Source organism: Aliidiomarina sp. B3213 (assembly GCF_003290085.1).
Taxonomy (GTDB): domain Bacteria; phylum Pseudomonadota; class Gammaproteobacteria; order Enterobacterales; family Alteromonadaceae; genus Aliidiomarina.
In genome coordinates this window covers 436,122-455,092 of record NZ_QMKJ01000001.1, presented here as the reverse complement: position 1 = coordinate 455,092, position 18,971 = coordinate 436,122, and the positions used below count along the sequence as shown (strand labels likewise).

Below are 18,971 nucleotides of genomic sequence, written 5' to 3'. Positions count from 1 at the left end.
TTTTTAATGTGTACTCTTATTTGATAGTTACAATTTGAAGAAAGTTCAATGACAAAAAAGCGCGAAATCAACTCAATATTTTTAACAAGTTGAGATCACGCTAGTTTTTTATTTAGAACAAAAAGTACTATTTAATTTTTAATTTCTTACGACGTGTAATAAAGGCAAATACACTTACCAACGCTAAAAACCCTAATTGAATTGGCGAAGCAGAGGCGCCTTCACGTTTCTGTAAATCATCACCATCATCACACGGTGTTGCGGTATCACTAGGTCGCAATACTAACGCTTGCACAGAATCACCTTCAAAGTCACGTCCGTCAACAGTGGTCTCATGGTTTGTCATGGCGATAACCAAAATTTCACCCTGTTCGTTAATCGCTTTTGCTTCAATAATTCGATAACCACTGTCACAAGGAAGTACATCGTTCAGGTCAGTAACTACGTCTAACTCGATGTCGTATAGGAAACCACTAGTGCGGCCTTGTGAAGTTTGCTCTTCTGTTTCAGCGCGACCCACAATTTGGTTTTGGTTGTTAATGTCACGTGGAACCCATTCTGAATCTGCGAAGAATCCGTCTGGATAAACAACACCGTCAGCTTGTCCTGCTTCGTCTACTGTCGTGATAAACATTCTAGACGCATAGCCTGTGCCAACAATCAATGAAGACAAACCAGCAATATAACCGTTGTCATTAATTAACAATGCCTGACTTTGACCATAGCCGTCTGCGTCTTCAGGAAAGATTTGCTGTGCCCCGTCTGCAGTATAAATATCTGCGAAATTGCTCAGGTTGTCTCCTTCACGGAAGTCAGTATAACCAACGGCAACGCCATTGTTGTTTATATCTAACGCATGGCTACGCACAAAACCTGTTGAGTCTTCAGGAACTTCAAAAGTAACACCTAACGCCTGCTTTGATAGCACGTTGCCGTTTGCATCTACTTGCCACATGTAGGCTTGTTCGTTATATAGAGGAACACGGTACGAGCCATTATATTCAGCCGCTGCCCAAACACGATAGATACATGCACCTAGTGGAATCTGATCGTTGGGAACAAGATCACCGTTGTTGTTCTCAACTTCCTCAGCAATACAGTCTTCGTAAGCGAGTTGCAATGACGTACGATTGGTTAAACCTGCAAAACCCACAATTTGACCTGAGTCGTTCATTGCAGAAGCTCTAGACACGCCACCAAAAATCAAATCGTCTGCACCAGTTAAATAGGTAATCGATGCACCATTGCTCCAATAACCAGACATTAAACGAGCGGGTGTAAAGTATTCTACTTCGTCACCTTGTGCTGTTTGGCCCAACTGCTGTATGAAAGGAGCTTGAGTTGTTCCAATGGTATTCCCTGAATTATCAATGTTCTGAGGATAGAATGAGTTACTGTAAGACAATGTACCTGTATTTGGCTCAATTTCATCGAAGACATCATTTAACGACATAAAGTTGCCGTCAAAGGTAAAACCCTCAGCAATTCTTATTTTTTGGAATGTAGGGTTATTAATCGCGCCGCCGGTGGTCAACAAATAGTTTCTTAGGAATCTGTACTCACCAGCGGTTAGGTTATTGAAATCTTCGATACCCGCAAAAATGTCTGCCTCGGTATCTAACAAGTCAACGCGTATAGGTTGATTTAGAATATCGTAGCCATAGCCTGTGACTACACCTGAATCGTTAATATCCGTTCCTACGCTTGAGAATGCGGTAGGTAGGGTTCCAACTTCAACTATCTCGTAACCTTGATTTGCATGTGCACTGGCGCTGACCCCAGAAAGAATTGCCGCGATAGCAATGGCTGCAGACTTCTTATTAAATTGCATTATTAACCCTGTAATTGTTCAAGTTCATCCCAACGCTCTATAGCCTCATCGAGTTTTTTCTCAATCTCTGTAATCGAGTCGAGTATAGGCTGCGTTTCACTTGGTTCCTGATTAAAAAAATTCGGTTTACTTACCTGCTCATGGCGTTGTGAAAGCTCTGTTTCCAACTGCTCTATAATCCCAGGTAATTGCTCTAACTCCCGTTGCAGCTTGTATGATAGCTTTTTCCGCGGTTGAGCTAAAGTATCGGTTTTGTCAGACTTTGTATTGTCTGTATTAGTTCCCTTAGCAGGAGTTTCTTTTTCCGTATTCTTGTTATTTTTTGACTTGTGCTCAAGGTACTGTCTAACTTCATGAAAGCCACCCACTATTTCAGTGAGAACTCCGTCACCCTCAAAGAGCACAACTGTCGACACTGTATTATCTATAAACTCTCGGTCGTGGCTTACCACCAGCACGGTACCGTCATAAGACACAACTAGAGACTCTAATAATTCAAGAGTTTCAACATCGAGGTCGTTGGTCGGTTCATCCAATATCAATAGATTGCTGTCAGAGAGCAAGATTTTTGCTAATAAGACCCTATTCCGCTCTCCTCCACTAAACGACTTTAACGGGGCGCGTGCTTGTAGTGGCGTAAATAGGAAGTCTTGTAAGTAGCTATAAATATGACGAGTTCGTCCTTGATGAACAACCTCCTGCTTACCCTCACTGACATTGTCAGCAACCGACATTTCCGGGTCTAACGCCGCTCTATGCTGATCATAGTAAGCAACTTTTATTTTAGTCCCTTGCTCACACTTGCCCTCTGTGGGCTTAATGTTCCCAAGTATTAATTGCAATAAGGTACTTTTCCCAATTCCGTTTGGACCCACTAGAGCAATTTTATCTCCGCGTTGTATGTTCAGTGTTAAGTCATTAATTAAGCGTTTATCTTCAATTTGATAGCCTAAATGTTCGCATTTCCAAACAATTTTGCCTGACTTTTCAGAAGAGCCCGCGCTGAACGCTACCTGCCCTTGTTTACTTCTTCGCTCAGCTCTTTCTTGGCGGAGTTTCTTAAGTGCTCTTACACGGCCTTCGTTTCGTGTACGGCGAGCTTTAATACCTTGGCGCACCCAAGCTTCTTCCTGAGCCAGTTTTTTATCAAACTCAGCGTTTTGGGCTTCTTCTACCTCTAGCTCGTGCTCTTTAGTCGCTAGGTAGGTATCGTAACTACCAGGATAAGAGCGCAATACTCCCCTATCGACATCAATGATTCTGGTGGCTAAAGAGCGAATAAAAGCACGGTCGTGACTGATAAATACAATTGCGCCTTTGAAGTTCTTAATGACCTTTTCTAGCCATTGAACAGTTTCAATATCTAAATGGTTGGTTGGCTCGTCCAATAGCAGCACATCAGGATCGGTAACAAATGCACGAGCCATTGCAACGCGTCTTAACCACCCACCAGAAAGCGCGCTCAATTGCGTATGAGGGTCCAGTTGCAGTTGAGTTAATGTGCTCTCTATTCTCTGTTGTAATTCCCATCCGCCAACAGCATCTAACTTCTCTTGTACGCGAGACAGTTGCTCTAAGAGTTTGGCGTTGTCACTCTCGTTGATGAGACGCTGAGAAAGCTCTTCATACTGTTCTAACAAGGTATAAGCATCAGTAAATGACTCTGCTACATAGGTAAATACAGTCTTATCTGACCTAGCTGGTGGATCTTGGGGCAACATTGCTACTCGGGTGTCGTTTTCCCAATGCAATTGTCCGTCGTCGAGCTGAACTTCTTTATAAATTACTTTGAGCAGAGTCGATTTACCTGCACCGTTTCTACCCACGATACAAAGCCGTTCACCCGACTCTATAACCAATTCAGCATGGTCAAGCAACGGGGCATGACCGAATGCTAATTGAGCGTTTTGCATGCGTACCAAAGCACTCATAAACTTAAAAATTCCTTCAATTCAGTTGGTTCAAATGGCCATTTCATTTCTTGGTCGTCTTTTTCTCGAACCAACACAGGCACAAGCGCACCATATTCCTTAACTAACTCCGGATCGCTATGAATATCGACCATATGCAACGCGATAGGCTCTTCTAGCTCTTGACTATGAATTTGCTGTATCGCTAGCTTGCATAGAGGGCAGTTGTCGCTAATCAGCAGGTAAAAATCATTCATTGAACAAGTACCAACAGTAATGAATAGCGCGCTGTTTCTTAAAGTCGAATGGAATCGAAGCGTCAGTTTTATTCTCTATACGAAAGCCGAGCTCTGAAACGGCCGACTCGTCGAACTTAAACTTTCTCATATTAGTCGAAAAAATAACTATACCTTCAGGGCTTAAGCAGCGTTTCGCAAGCGAAAGCAGGTTGAGGTAATCCGCCTGAACATCGAAATGCCCTTCCATCCGTTTAGAGTTCGAAAACGTCGGCGGGTCTAAAAAAATCAAATCCCAAGTCTCGTCAGACTCTGCGGCCTCTTCTAACCATGCGTTACAGTCTGCATGAATAAAGTCATGCTTATCAATCGTGACATGGTTCAGCCTGAAGTTATCTTTTGCCCAGTTTAAATAGGTTTTAGACAAATCGACCGTAGTGACTTTTTGCGCGCCTCCTAGTGCTGCATGCACAGAAGCAGCGCCAGTATAAGCAAATAAATTTAAAACGCGCTTACCTTCGGCACGCTTCTGAATATCACGCCGCACAACCCGGTGATCGAGGAATAGTCCGGTGTCTAAGTATTGCGTTAAATTCACCCAAAATTGAGCATTATATTCATGACTTACAAAACGAACCGCTTCTTCATCCGTAGATGAAGTATATTGCGCAATACCCTTTTGTCGCTTCCTTTGCTTTAAATAGATCTTCTCAGGATCAACCGGAAGCACATCTAAAACAGTGTCAACCAGGTCCCACCAACGCCCTTCTGCTTTGCCTTCAGGAACAGACTTCGGTGCTTGGTACTCTTGAATAACCCAGTGGTCAGCATAAAAATCGATAGCGGCGTTGTAATCGGGTAAGTCTGCGTCATAGACTCTGAACGCATCTACGCCCTCTTTACCCGCCCACTTTTTCTTAGTCTGCCAGTTCTTTAAAAGGCGGTTAGCTATGTCGCTGTTGCTACGCGACGAAAACTGCTTTTGCCCGGCTAATAAATAAAGACCCAATTTTATGTCGATTGGACCATTCTTAAGGGAGTATTTTTTATGACTAGTGAGCTTAAGCGCCTTAAGTGTCGTGTCGTCTGGCGCTAATATTCCTGCTTTCCAACCTTCAGGAAGTTTTGCTATCTGTGCTCCGAGTCCTGTGAATATCTGTCTCGCTGCGAGAGGCGACTCTAACCGTTCACCATAGGGAGGGTTACAAATTAAAACCCCATTTTCACACTGAGAAACATTCTCATACGTAGAGTCTTTGTTTGCATCTCCAGCGTTGAATTCGAACAAAGACTCTAGACCTAGAGCGTGGATAGCTTGGTCTGCATACCCAAGGACTCTTGGATCAATGTCGTTACCCACGAATCGTGTCTTGCAGTTCGCTAACCCATCGTTAAAACGATTCTGTGCCGCAACCACAACCTCTTGCCACGCAGATTCGTCGTGCGCTAACCAGCCATTCCAACCGTAACTGTCACGAATTATACCGGGTGCACACTGAGTAGCGATCATGGCGCTTTCAATCAGTAGAGTTCCACTGCCGCAAAACGGGTCAAACACAACGTCTAGTTCTGCTAGGTTTACCTGATTCAGTACACGCATGGAAATAGCTGCGGCAAGGTTTTCACGAATTGGAGCAGGCCCTGTGGCAGTTCTATAACCACGCTCATGCATTCCACGGCCGCTTAAGTCGATATAAAAATCCGCTTGAGATTTAGAAAGCGTTACATAAAGCGTTAGTTCAGGGTTGTCTTTGGATACATTCGGTCGAGCTCCGTATTCGCGCCAATAATCTATATATCCGTCTTTAATAATTTGAGCGGAAAATCCTGAATGTCGAAGTTGTTTGCTCGTGCCTTGAAAGCGAACAACAAAGTCAGCGTCCGGCGAAACATACTTTTTCCAATCAACCGACTGCGCGGCTTTTAATAATGAGTTCCGATCATGTACTTCAAATTGTTCTAAGTAGAGATAAATGCGGCTAGCTGTTCTAAGGTGCATCATCATTTGATACATCGCATTGCGCTCAGCTTTTAAATAAACACCACCATGAGTTCTTTTTAAGTCAGAGAAGCTATGTTCGGCAAGCTCCTCGACTAAGAGTTCTTCGAGGCCGTGAGCACAGGATATGTACAAAGAGAGCATAAAAAGCGTTTCCTTAAAAGTTTCGACAAATTATACGCAGAAACACTTTAGCTGTCTGCAAATCGTCTGATTCTTATTGGGTTTGAACAAAAAAACAGCGAACGATACGTTTTTTTGAATCAATGCTTGCCTTATCGATGCCACTCACCTATAGTTCGCATCCTCGGACGCGGGGTGGAGCAGTCTGGTAGCTCGTCGGGCTCATAACCCGAAGGTCGTAGGTTCAAATCCTGCCCCCGCAACCATTTTCCTAAAGTCCGATTCTTTCCCCTTTCTTTATTGCCGAATATCCTAGTAGTCGTTATATTAATTCAAACACTTTACTCTAGGAAAATTTTTGGCTTTCAGCGATTTCGGGCTCTATTTATACTGGCTGTTCATTGCCTCAGTACTGTTACGCGTAGTCTTTAGAAAGCGCTCTAGCGTTAGTTCTTCGTTAGCTTGGATTCTCATTATTGTTCTTGTGCCTCTATTTGGCGTTCTTTTGTATTTGTTTTTTGGTGAAATACAGCTTGGAGCCCGTCGGGCAGAGCGGGCATTAAAAATAAGAGAGCCGTTTTTATCAAACCTTACTTCCCAACTTAAAGGTCACAGCCCTTCGCGCCCTACTTTACCCATCGCCCAAGCGGTATACGACATCATGAGTCGGCACTTGGGCACCGGTGGATTCTGTTACCACGACTTGAAAGTGCTAAGTGAGCCCGAAGAGATTTTTAATATTTGGATTCATGAAATAAACAACGCACAACACAGTATTCGTGCTGCGTTTTATATTTGGTATGCCAAAGGTCGTGTAGTAGAGGTTGCAGACGCACTAATAGCAGCACGAGAGAGAGGCGTAAAAGTCGAACTCTTAATTGACCATGCAGGAAGCTGGCGTTTTTTTATGTGGCATAAAGATTTAAAACGCATGGAAGAAGCTGGGGTTGAGATTATTTCAGCTCTTCCAGTGTCTTTATGGCGGAACATATTTCGTCGAGTCGATTTAAGAATGCATCGGAAGTTACTTATCATCGACAACCATACCGCGTTTAGTGGCTCAATGAATATGGCTGATCCCAAATACTTCAATATAGGCAGACAAGTCGGTCCATGGATTGACATGGTTATTCAGTTTAATGGGGCTGCTGCATTCGGTGTATCAAAAGTATTCTCTTGGGATTGGGAAATAGAAACAGGTGAACGCCGTTTTCCGGTTTTATCTAAAGCGTTAGAGCATACTGACGACTATTTAACGATCGTTCCATCAGGACCTGATATCGGCCGAGATGTGATTAGCCAGGTGTTGCTTGTCACTATCTATCGCGCTAAACAAAATGTCATATTAAGTACGCCCTACTTTGTTCCTTCAGAAGCTATATTCGATGCGCTTTGTCATGCACTTCAACGAGGTGTCAAAGTTACACTCGTTGTGCCGCAAAAGTGTGACTCGCGCTTAGCAGGCTGGGCGAGTCGTTCCTTTTATGAGGAGTTTCTAAAAAATGGTGGGGAAATTCACTTATTCAAAACAGGTTTACTGCATACCAAAGCCATTTTAATCGACGGTGATTTCGCGCTTGTGGGCAGCGTAAACTTGGACGCGAGAAGTTTTCAACTCAACTTTGAGCTCACGTTTGCACTTCATGACGACAAGAGCTGTGCGCAAATAGAATCGTTGTTAAACAACTACCTAGAACAAAGTGAACGTGTTGTTCCTGATCATTGGTACAAACGAAACAAGCTGAACAAAATAGTAGAAAGGCTGTGCTATTTCTTAAGCCCACTGCTTTAAAAGGTAGCGTGAAAATTAAGGGAGTGAATTCTTTAAAGGTAGCGTAAAACGAGCTTATGCAAATTGCTGCCAATGATCGCTTGGCTTTTCTACCGCGTGGTATTCATGGCTTAACAACCGATCTTTTAAGACACGAATAACTTCATAGCGGCGCATTACTTTAGTACTTGCAACTTCAAAACTTGAGTCTACAAGCATACATAATGCTGTGCGGTCGTCCTGGTCGATAATTAGAAAACAACCTTTAGCGAAACCAGAGTTTAACGCACAAAATAAGTGGTCTTCCGGCCAAGGCTCAATCACACCCGTTTGAAAATGCCAACTTTGCGGCATAAGCGCTTTGCCCGCACGTTTTATAGCGGCGCCATGAAGCGCAATTAAAAATTGTTCTGAGGCCGCTAACGGGCTGTGGTCTTCTTGATAGTTTTGAAGCTTAGAGAAAAGTTCCGCATCTTCCATTGAGAAACTTGCTGATTCAGGCATGTCTGGGCGCAAATGCTTACGGCGATATTCTAGGGCTTGTGTAACCCCACCGTCCATTTCTATAGAAAGCTCTTCCTGCTCTTTGTTATAGCGCCAGTGCCAAGACTGCATGAAAACATCTCTTATTGTTGTTTACCAATACTTTACTTGTTTCTGAATCTACAGGCAATCATTTCCCTAAAGAATTGATAATTCTAGGAATCAATGAAGGTCCCTGATATATAAACCCAGTATATAGCTGGATTAGGTTTGCGCCTGCATTGAACTTATCGGCAGCTGTTACTGGATCTTCAATCCCACCCACGCCAATAATCGGAAAATCTTTCCCACAATGTTCGCGCAACCAAGAGATCACATTAACACTTTGCTCTTGCAATGGACGTCCGCTCAAACCACCCGCTTCTTGTGCATGATTCAAGTGTGCGACGGCTGATCGCTCAAGAGTTGTATTGGTTGCTATCACACCATCAATTTTTTCTTCTAAAAGTACGTCAGCTAATGAAAATACCGCTTCTTTTGAAAGATCTGGCGCGATCTTAACAACAACAGGTACGTACTTCTGATGGATATCAGCCTGCTTTGCCTGTTCTGCTTTAACCGTTTTCAGCAAATGAACCAGCTGTTCACCATGCTGCATGTCGCGAAGGCCAGGAGTATTAGGCGAAGAGACATTTACGGTAATGTAACTTGCTTTGCTGTATACACGTTCTAAACAAAGTCGAAAATCTTCCGCACCTTTATTTTCTGGTGTGTCTTTATTCTTACCAATATTAATGCCGAGTACGCCCTTATACTTAGTGCGCTCAAGGTTTGCCATCATGAGATCTAAACCGCCATTGTTAAAGCCCATGCGATTAATAATGGCATGAGCTTCAGGCAGCCTAAACATACGGGGTTTCGGATTACCAAGCTGTGGCCTTGGAGTAACCGTGCCGACTTCTACAAAGCCAAACCCCATTTTTCCAAAGGCATCAACAGCGTTCGCGTTTTTGTCTAAGCCAGCGGCCAAACCTACTGGGTTGGGGAACTTAATTCCCATAAGTTCAACCGGCTTTTGTTCGACGTTTTGCTTCAACATCCATGCGGCATGGGACTGCCCTAACTTGCTCAACCATTTCAATGCGAAATCGTGAGACTCTTCCGCGTCGCGAGTAAATAACCAGCGACGCAAAAGAGGATAAGTAGAACCCAGCATCAGTTATGAACCACAATTATGGCTAAGTAACATGAGTTCGCGAAGTGCCACAGAGAACTTCGCAAATTCATGACTTTTAGTGGTTTTAAAGTCAGCTAGCATCGTTTTCCAACGATCAACATACTGGTCGTTCTTCTCGTACCAAAGTTCAAGCATTTTACTCGGATCTTTAGTCTCGTCAGAAAGCTTCAACACCGTTGTAGCAAGTGAACGTTGTTGCCAATCAAGTTCCTCACGGAATGCAGCTCGTGCAAGCGCCTGCCAGTGGTTAGCTACAGGTTGCCCATTCACTTGTTGCAAGAACCAATGCAGTTGGATGTCTGCACCTAAGCGGAAGTAAATCTCTGAAACAGTTGAGATTTTCTGTGAAGTACTCTCTGCTATTTCCGCTATGTCCATTGCCGAGAAAATAGTACTCAAAAGACCAATCTGCTCTGCGAGCTTTTTCGGAACACCTTTCTCTGTATATCCGTCGATCTCTTTTTGAATCTCTTGCGCTTCTTTGTCGTTTAAGTAAGAAAGTGCGTTCTTTCTTAAGTCATCAAACGCCTTCTTATAAAAATCGATATTTTCCTGAATCGTAGTAAACGCAGGGTTTTTATGACGCAAGAACCAGCGCGTAGTACGACGAACCATTCTTCGTACTTGGAACAGAATTCTGTTCTGCACGTCTGCCGACACTTTATTATCCAAAGCCACTACCTGATCACGTAACTTGTGCGCGTCAAAGACTTCTCTAGAGATAATATAAGCCGCTGCAACTTCCGCTACTGTAGCTCCTGTAGCTTCTTGTTTACGTTGAACAAAGTTAGGACCCATATCGTTCACGATATTATTCGCTAACTTGGTTGCGATTATTTCAGTACGTAGCGGGTGTTCTTCCATGTCTGCCAAGAATTTCTCTCTTAGCTTCTCTGGGAACGCCATCGCTAACTCTTTCGCGTGGAACGGGTCTTTCGCAATATCGTCTATCGCTAATGATTCTTTCAAAACCATTTTGCCATAAGCCGAAATAACAGACAGTTCTGGACGAGTTAAGCCTTTACCTGAAGCAACGCGATCTGCAAGCTCATCATCATCAGGCAAGAACTCTAGAGCTCTGTCGAGTTGACCTTCGCGTTCTAAATGATGAATAAACCGCTGCATTTCCTTCACTTGGTCGGCACCACGCAGCTGCGTCACAGATAGTGAGAGTGTTTGTCTTGCACAGTCTTCTAAAACAATGCGTGAAACATCGTCGGTCATGTCGTACAACAACTGGTCGCGTTGTTTGCGCGTGAGTTTACCTTGGTTAACTAAACCATTAAGTAAAATCTTAATGTTTACTTCATTATCCGAGCAGTCTACGCCACCCACATTATCGATAAAGTCCGTATTCACCCGGCCACCGCGTGAAGCATATTCAATACGACCAAGTTGCGTGAAACCTAAGTTTCCGCCTTCACCAATAATCTTGGTGCGCAGATCTTTACCGTTTACACGAAGCATATCGTTTGCTCTGTCGCCGACTTCAATATCCGTTTCTTTAGTCGACTTCACATAGGTACCGATACCACCGTTCCAAATGAGGTCTACTTCAGCCAGCAGCAATGCACGAATTAACTCGTTAGGCGTCATACTGCGCTTCTGTGTACCCAACAGCTTTTTCATTTCAGTGGTCAATTCAATCGATTTCGCACTGCGATTGAAAATGCCGCCACCTTCACTAATCAAACTTGTGTCGTAATCTGTCCATGAAGAACGCGGCAAGTTAAATAATCTTTCACGTTCTTTATATGACTTCGCCGGATCAGGGTCTGGGTCAATGAAAATATGCATATGGTTGAATGCGCCCACCAATTTGGTGTGCTTCGACGCTAACATACCGTTACCGAACACATCCCCTGCCATGTCACCGATTGCGACACAGGTGAAGTCTGTAGTTTGGCAGTCTATGTCCATTTCTCTAAAGTGGCGTTTAACAGATTCCCACGCACCTTTTGCGGTAATACCCATCTTCTTGTGGTCGTAGCCTACAGAACCACCAGAAGCAAACGCATCACCTAGCCAGAAGTTATATTCTTCCGAGATACCATTGGCGATGTCTGAGAACGTCGCTGTACCTTTATCTGCCGCTACCACAAGGTAATAATCGACTTCGTCATGAGCTACGACGTCGCGAGCAGGAATAACCTCACCTTCAAGAATGTTGTCCGTTATATCCAGTAATCCGCGAATAAAGGTTTTGTAGCAAGCTTGTCCTTCAGCAAACATCTCGTCGCGTTCTTCAGGAAGCTGCTTACAGACAAAACCACCTTTTGCCCCAACAGGAACAATCACGGTATTTTTAACCTGCTGTGCTTTTACCAAGCCTAAAACTTCGGTACGGAAATCTTCACGGCGGTCGGACCAACGCAAACCACCACGCGCAACCTTACCGCCACGCAAGTGAACACCCTCTACGCGCGGCGAATAAACGAAGATCTCGTATTTTGGCAACGGTAACGGCATTTCAGGAATATTCTCTGGTGCAAATTTCACAGAGATATAGTTTTTCTCTATACCTTCTTCCGTTTTCTGGAAGAAGTTAGTGCGCAGCGCGGCCTTAATCAGGTCTACATAACGACCCATAATACGGTCGTCATCTAGGCTCACTACGTTGTCTAATTCAGTTTGAATACGCTGTAAAATAGCGTCGATTTTCTTCTCTACGCCTTTTACACCTGGCTCGAACTTGGTGTAGAACAATTTCACCAAAAGCTTGCCGATTTTAGGGTAACGGGTAAACGCACTTTCAATATAACTTTGGCTGAAGGTAACCCCGATTTGACGCATGTATTTAGCGAACATACGCAAAATAATTACGTGACGCCCTGTCATTCCAGCGCCTAAAACTAAACGGTTAAAGCCATCGTCTTCGTAGTCACCGGTCCAGACACGACCAAAAGCGTCTTGGAAATTATCTCTAGTTTTCTCTAAATCCAGTGGCCCAGACGTATGCACCATAAAGAAGTCGAGGATCCAGAAAACATTACCTTCATGGGTTTTAATTTGGTACGGGCTTTCATTGATAACTCGTAAACCAAAGTTTTCTAGCATCGGCAGTACATCAGACAAGTGAATCGGCTCGTCTTTATGGAAAAGCTTCAACTTCACACGATTCGAATCGTCTTGAACTTCTTGAGCGCGGTAAAATAGCATGCCCAATTTATGTTCGTCGTTTAATGCCTCTAGCTGTGCGATATCCGCTAATGCCACCGAAGGTAAAACATCTTCTTTATATGCGCGTGGAAAACCATGCGCGTAACGCTTCACTATAGAGCGCGCCTTCGCTTCACCGTGAGCTGCAACTAATTGACTCTCTAAGTTGTCTTCCCACGATCGCGATGCTTCAGTTAAATTTTGTTCTAATTCTTTCACGTTAATGTCCTGTCCACTGTCGGTTACGCGAACTGAATACTGCGTGCGCGCCAAAGCTGATTCAGAGAAGTAAGTGGTAAAGTCTACGTCTCCGGTTGCGCCAAGCGTTCTCGCTAAAATTTGTTGTGTTTGTTGTCTTAATGCTGTGTTGTATCGTTCTTTCGGCACGTACACCATTGCCGTAATGAATCGCCCAAAAATATCTCTACGCAAGAATACGCGCGTAATGTCGCGTTCTTGAATTTGTAAAATACCTAGCGCGATGTCGAGCAATTCACTTTCTTTCGACTGAACAATTTCGTCTCTTGGGTAGGTTTGAAGAATATTCAGAAGCGCCTTACTGGCGTGAGACGTAGGCCCATATTTAGACTTATCGAGAATAGACTTAATCTTTTCTCGTACCATTGGAATATCCATGGCGCTGTCGTTATAGAAGCTCGCTGAATAAAGTCCAATAAAACGGTCTTCACCAATTACGTTACCATTCTTGTCGAAACGCTTAATACCGATGTAGTCGGTATATGCCGGACGATGAACCCGCGACTTGGTATTCGTTTTGGTGAGCAATAGAATTTCGTCACTACTTAATGCCGCATGGCGCGCAAGCTTCGGAAGATCGGCTAAGCGTCGAGGTTTATCGGTAACTGTATTACGCATTAAACCTAGACTAGTACCCTCTACTTGGCGTACTTCATAGTCACCCTCTACTGCGTCTACTACATAGCTTCGATAACCCATAAGCGTGAAGTTGTCGTTAGCAAGCCACGTCAAAAATGCTTTCGACTGCTCTAATTCGGTTTTAGAGCCTGGGAAGTTCCGCTCATCTAAACTCTGAGAGATTTCTTTCAGCTTTTTCTTCATGGGCTGCCAGTCAGTAACTGCAGCATACACTTCGCTCATAACCGACGTTAGTTCATCTTTGAGTGCCTTAAGATCTTCGGTCGAAGACTGACGATCGATCTCAATAAGAAAAACTGTGTCAGTTTGCGCGTTTTTATCCGTTTTACCTTCTTCGACAATCGACTCGATATTGCCCTCTTTGTCGCGTTTATGCGCCAGTGGAGCATTCAAGAATAAGTGCGCTTGAATACCGAATCGATTCAATGCCATACGCACAGAATCAACCATGAATGGCATGTCTGTTTGGATAACTTCGATAACTGTGTTGGGCGACTCCCAGCCGTGCTTCGTAACCTCCGGGTTATAAACACGAATTTGAGCTTTCTTGTCTGCGTGGTAGTCGTTAAAGCTATGCCATAAAGATACAACCGCCCCATAAATATTGCTGTGGTCACGACCAATAATCTCGTCGTTTGCAACATTGCGATAAAGTCTTTTTGTAAACTCTTCCACAAGTTCCGCCGTTGTTTTCGGCAACTTGTTTCGAACAACTTCAAAAACTTTCTCAAGGAGGACTGGGGGCTGACTGTTCACCGATGCCATGGTTTGATCCTTGTGTATAAGAAGAAGTGCAAAGTCCTTTTATTCTCGGACTTTATAACGAGAAATGCAACGTAAGAACCGCTGGTGTGACAAGTTATTTTAATTGTCTAATTAAGGATGGAATGAACATTCACTTAATTGCCATTTTTATCGGTAAAAACGACTTAGCCATGAATATAAATGAATTTAAAAATCTCTAATTTTTTCTAGGGAAACAAACTTATGGTTCTGGTCGGTGCAGAGCTTGAAACGACCTCGAATACCGTTACGGGAAATAAACGGAACCATGTGTCGTATAGCAAGTTGTAGGCGTAAACCATTTTCGGCGGTAATCACCACTGAATTACCGCCTTGGCCATAGTAATAATGCTCTACATCTAACGCAGACATAACGATAGAAAAGTAATATTCATGCATGATGAAATTTTCACATATTAAGCGACTATGCGTCCGCTAGGCTCTTCTCTACTTTTTCAAACAAGTCTTTCGACAAATTCTGGTGCTCTTTTAACCGTTCAAGAACGCCTCGCAACTGCTTTGAACGCCCTTCTTCTAATCTACGCCACTTTAACAGCGGTGAAATAAGCCTAGAGGCCACTTGAGGGTTAGAATCGTTCAACCTTGTAATAGCAGCCTCCATTAAGCGATAACCGGCACCATCCGCGCGATGCAATTGGCTTAGGTTATGCGAAAAGGTAGATAGCAACGCATACACTCTATTCGGTTTATTCCAATCAAATAATTCATCGTTCAACAGGCGCTCTACATTTTCAACTGTAGAATCGTGCCCTGTTAACGCCTGCACGGAGAACCACTTGTCCATAACTAGCGTGTTACTTGCCCACTTCGCTCTAAATTCTCGCAGCATTACTTCGGCGTGTGAATGGTTCGCTTGCACTGCGGCACTCAAAGCACCAAACGACAATGTCATGTTTTCTTGCAACGCGAATTGGTGTTGTATTGCGTGTGTGGTTTGTTGCGTATCTAAAAGCGCTAAATATTGCACTAGTACATTGCCGAGCATACGGTGACTAATCGCCAAGCTATCGAAACTTTCTACATCAAACGACAGTTGCGTCCACACCTTTTCCATCTGTTGGCCAAATGTATTACAAATATAAGCTTTCAGTGTTGTTAATGCCTGTTGAATCGACTCTACTGGAATAATGTCAAAGTCGCTTGCGACAGCCTCTTCAGAGGGCAATTGAAGCAACAATGAAGAAATGGACGGGTCTTCAACAGCATGGTTCAAAATACTTTGCATTAAGCTATCAAATTCAGAAAGTTCACCAAAATCTTCAGCTTCGATGTAACGATGAATTAAAGTCAGATAGATTTGCTGCACAGCATCCCAGCGTAAAAATGGATCTTTTGCTAACGCAGCAACGGCAAACGACTGGTTGTCAGAGCTGTCGTATTTTACTTTGATCGGTGCCGAAAAATTCGCGAGTGGAGCGAAGATAAAGCCTTCTGGTACATTTTTAAGTGTCCAAATTTGCTCTTCTGCTTTCAACTCAAACACACCTTCTTCCGGCCAACCTTCGGCATTCAAAGGTGTTCCGTCGTTGCTGAAAATTTCAGATTTTATCGGAATGTGGAAAGGCTGCTTTTCGTTCTGCCCTGGAGTCGCCGGCGTTGTTTGTTTAGCCGTAACCGTCAAGGTTTCGCTGTCTTTGTCATAGTCGGTAGCAATTGAAACTACCGGCGTACCCGCTTGACTATACCAGTGCCTAAACTGCTTTAGATCAATCTTATTTGCATCTTCCATGGCAGATACGAAGTCTTCACAAGTGACAGCTTGCCCATCGTGACGTTCCACGTATAAGCGCATACCTTGTTGAAAACCCTCTTCGCCTAATAAAGTATGCAGCATACGAATAACTTCAGCACCCTTGTTATATACCGTAACCGTGTAGAAATTATTCATTTCCATCACTTGGTCAGGGCGAATAGGATGCGCCATCGGGCTTGCGTCTTCGTCAAACTGATGGGTTCGCATAATACGCGCGTCTTGAATACGATTAACGTCACGCATACCGCGATCAGAGCTAAACTCTTGATCTCTAAATACAGTTAATCCTTCTTTTAAACTAAGCTGGAACCAATCGCGACAGGTAATTCTATTGCCAGTCCAATTATGAAAGTACTCGTGTCCAATTACAGATTCTACGTTGAGGAAGTCTTGGTCTGTGGCGGTGGCTTTGTCAGCTAACACGTATTTCGAATTGAAAATATTTAAGCCTTTATTTTCCATGGCTCCCATGTTGAAAAAGTCCACTGCTACAATCATATAAATGTCTAAGTCGTAAGCTAATCCAAACCTTTTTTCGTCCCATATCATCGCGTTTTTTAGCGACTCCATGGCGAAAGCTGCCCTAGAAAGATTACCTTTATCAACGTACAGCTCTAATTCGACGTCACGACCTTCCATAGTGCGATAGTTGTCACGCAAGCAGTCAAAGTTCCCAGCAACTAAAGCAAACAAGTAACACGGTTTGGGATGCGGATCATGCCACTTCACCCAATGTTTGCCCTCTTCGCTCTCACCTTTATCGATTAAGTTTCCATTTGCCAACAATTGCGGAAACTCATTCTTATCAGCCACAATGGTTGTGGTATACAACGACAGTACATCTGGGCGGTCTAAGAAGTAAGTGATTCGACGGAAACCTTCCGCTTCACACTGTGTGCAATAAGCGTCACCACTTTTGTATAAACCTTCAAAAGCCGTATTTGCCGCTGGGTTGAGAAGCGTAGTAACACGCAGTTCGCCCTGTTGCGGAAAATCAAAAATAGTCAGCTGACCTTCGATAACTTCATAGTCCGTGCCTTCCGCTAACAACTGCCCGTCTAGCTCGACCTTTACTAGCGTTAGGTGTTCCCCATCAAGTTGAAGTTTAGAGTCCTCTCTAAGGCGAAGAATTTGCATAGTGTTAACGACTTGCGTACGCGTTTCATGCAAATTTACCACTAGGTCAACCGCCTCAATAGAAAAGACAGGCGCTTTATAATCTTTTCTATAGCGGGCAACTGGACTTCCTAACTTCATACTGCAAAGCTCCTATTGATGTTCAGGCTCTAAACGTAAAATTTTAAAATTGGTGTAACCATATATGATGGCTAGAAGTGGAACGATCACCAAGAAGAATGCATACGGAGCATAAGCTAACGGATAAACTCCTAGCACTGAGAACATGTACGCTCCGCATGTGTTCCAAGGTATTAATGCTGAAGTAACTGTGCCGCTAGACTCCAATGAACGCGACAGAACACGTGGGTCTAAACCTTGTTTTTTATAAGCGTTTCTAAACATACGCCCTGGCAATACAATCGCCATGTACTGGTCAGCGGTAAGCAAGTTGGTACCAAAACCGGTCAAAATAGTACTTAAAATAAGGTTTCCAGTAGTTTTTACTGACTTCAAAATACCCTCAATAAGCTTTTGTAGCAGGCCTGTAGTTTCCATCACCGCACCAAACGTCATGGCGCTGATAATCAACCAAACGGTATTCACCATGCTTCCCATGCCGCCGCCACTGATCAGTGACGTTAAGTCGTCGTTTGAGGCATTAATTTCAACCCCGGTTGCGAGAGCAAGCCATACAACTTCAAAGCCACCGACTATGCTACTTGAGCCAGACCTAGCCAGTGTTTGAATGAGATCGGGTTGGAAAATAACCGCCCATACGGCACCCACTAAAGCACCAATGAAAATAGTAGGTAAAGCCGGCTTTTTCATAATTGCGAGGGCAAATAATATAAGCAGTGGGAACAGAATAATGGGTGAAATATTAAATATGGTAGCCAGCTCGGTTTGCATAGATTCTAGCTTAGACAAGTCGGCAGCTGACTCTGCGCCGAAACCTAAAATAGTGAAGAGTATGACGGACAAAATAATGGCTGGGAAAGAAGTCCAGCTCATATAACGTATATGAGCAAATAGCTCTGTACCACTTACTGCTGGAGCCAAGTTTGTTGTGTCTGACAACGGTGACATTTTATCACCAAAATACGCCCCTGAAATGATCGCACCTGCAGTAATTTCAACGCTCATACCCATACCCATGGCAACGCCGATAAGAGCTACACCAATTGTTGCTGCTGTAGTCCAAGAACTACCTATAGCAAGAGCAATAATGGCACAGATTACGCAGGAAGCAGCGTAAAACCATGAGGGGTCAAGAATCTCTAACCCATAATAAATCATGGCAGGAACGATACCCGACAAGAGCCATGTACCTATTAACGAACCTACCATAAGAATAATGAGCACGGCACCTAACGCCACAGAAATACCGTCAACAATACCCTGCTCTACTTCTTGCCAGGTATATCCGTTTCTGAAACTAATTAATGCAGCAATGGCAGCAGAACACAGCAATGCAATTTGGTTTCCTCCATAAGAGGAGTCTTCACCAAATAGGTAAACCGAGCTACCCAGCATTAAAATTAATCCGATAAGAGGAATGAGCGCTTGCAAATAATTCGGCGCCTTCTTGTTTTCAGTCATATCTAAAGTCCAGTTTTTCGCGCAAACCTAATGTTTTACGCTGGTTTTCA

Annotated in this window: 11 protein-coding genes and 1 tRNA gene; 2 read left to right on the top strand and 10 right to left on the bottom strand. The window is 43.7% G+C overall.

What is annotated here, in order from left to right:
- Window positions 1-127 precede the first annotated feature (127 nt).
- From DQX04_RS02205 to rlmKL, 4 genes are read right to left on the bottom strand one after another with little or no spacing between them, the layout of a single operon-like run.
- Window positions 128-1,831: a DUF3466 family protein gene (locus DQX04_RS02205; protein WP_111914161.1), complete on the bottom strand. Its 1,704-nt coding sequence runs from the start codon at window positions 1,829-1,831 to the stop codon at window positions 128-130.
- Between the two features lie 2 nt (window positions 1,832-1,833).
- Window positions 1,834-3,762 (bottom strand): ATP-binding cassette domain-containing protein, encoded by a 1,929-nt coding sequence (locus DQX04_RS02200; RefSeq protein ID WP_111914160.1) that lies wholly within the window; start codon window positions 3,760-3,762, stop codon window positions 1,834-1,836.
- On the bottom strand, window positions 3,759-3,998 hold the full coding sequence (locus DQX04_RS02195; protein ID WP_111914159.1) for a glutaredoxin family protein: 240 nt from the start codon (window positions 3,996-3,998) through the stop codon (window positions 3,759-3,761). The genes DQX04_RS02200 and DQX04_RS02195 overlap by 4 nt, the downstream gene beginning before the upstream one ends.
- A complete protein-coding gene (gene rlmKL, locus DQX04_RS02190) occupies window positions 3,991-6,120 on the bottom strand; it encodes a bifunctional 23S rRNA (guanine(2069)-N(7))-methyltransferase RlmK/23S rRNA (guanine(2445)-N(2))-methyltransferase RlmL (RefSeq protein WP_111914158.1) in 2,130 nt (709 codons plus the stop codon). Before rlmKL ends, DQX04_RS02195 begins: the two co-directional genes overlap by 8 nt.
- Before the next feature lie 168 nt (window positions 6,121-6,288).
- Between rlmKL and DQX04_RS02185 the strand changes: the two genes are divergently transcribed.
- Together DQX04_RS02185 and cls are read left to right on the top strand one after the other, a co-directional pair.
- Window positions 6,289-6,365, top strand: a tRNA-Met gene (locus DQX04_RS02185).
- 92 nt (window positions 6,366-6,457) lie between these two features.
- Window positions 6,458-7,891 carry a cardiolipin synthase gene (gene cls, locus DQX04_RS02180; protein WP_111914157.1) on the top strand — a complete coding sequence of 478 codons (1,434 nt, stop codon included), beginning with the start codon at window positions 6,458-6,460 and terminating at the stop codon, window positions 7,889-7,891.
- A gap of 54 nt (window positions 7,892-7,945) precedes the next feature.
- Here cls and DQX04_RS02175 read toward each other — a convergent pair whose 3' ends face one another.
- From DQX04_RS02175 to nhaC, 6 genes are all read right to left on the bottom strand, one after another.
- Window positions 7,946-8,485 (bottom strand): cell division protein ZapC domain-containing protein, encoded by a 540-nt coding sequence (locus DQX04_RS02175; RefSeq protein ID WP_111914156.1) that lies wholly within the window; start codon window positions 8,483-8,485, stop codon window positions 7,946-7,948.
- A 58-nt stretch (window positions 8,486-8,543) separates the two neighbouring features.
- Window positions 8,544-9,569: a quinone-dependent dihydroorotate dehydrogenase gene (locus DQX04_RS02170; RefSeq protein WP_111914155.1), complete on the bottom strand. Its 1,026-nt coding sequence runs from the start codon at window positions 9,567-9,569 to the stop codon at window positions 8,544-8,546.
- 3 nt (window positions 9,570-9,572) lie between these two features.
- Window positions 9,573-14,411 (bottom strand): NAD-glutamate dehydrogenase, encoded by a 4,839-nt coding sequence (locus tag DQX04_RS02165; protein WP_111914154.1) that lies wholly within the window; start codon window positions 14,409-14,411, stop codon window positions 9,573-9,575.
- A 186-nt stretch (window positions 14,412-14,597) separates the two neighbouring features.
- Window positions 14,598-14,828, bottom strand: a complete 231-nt coding sequence (locus tag DQX04_RS02160; protein ID WP_111914153.1) for a DUF2835 family protein — start codon at window positions 14,826-14,828, stop codon at window positions 14,598-14,600.
- Window positions 14,829-14,853: 25 nt separating this feature from the next.
- Window positions 14,854-17,460 carry an aminopeptidase N gene (pepN, locus tag DQX04_RS02155; RefSeq protein WP_111914152.1) on the bottom strand — a complete coding sequence of 869 codons (2,607 nt, stop codon included), beginning with the start codon at window positions 17,458-17,460 and terminating at the stop codon, window positions 14,854-14,856.
- Window positions 17,461-17,472: 12 nt separating this feature from the next.
- Window positions 17,473-18,921 carry a Na+/H+ antiporter NhaC gene (gene nhaC, locus DQX04_RS02150; protein ID WP_111914151.1) on the bottom strand — a complete coding sequence of 483 codons (1,449 nt, stop codon included), beginning with the start codon at window positions 18,919-18,921 and terminating at the stop codon, window positions 17,473-17,475.
- Window positions 18,922-18,971: the final 50 nt, after the last annotated feature.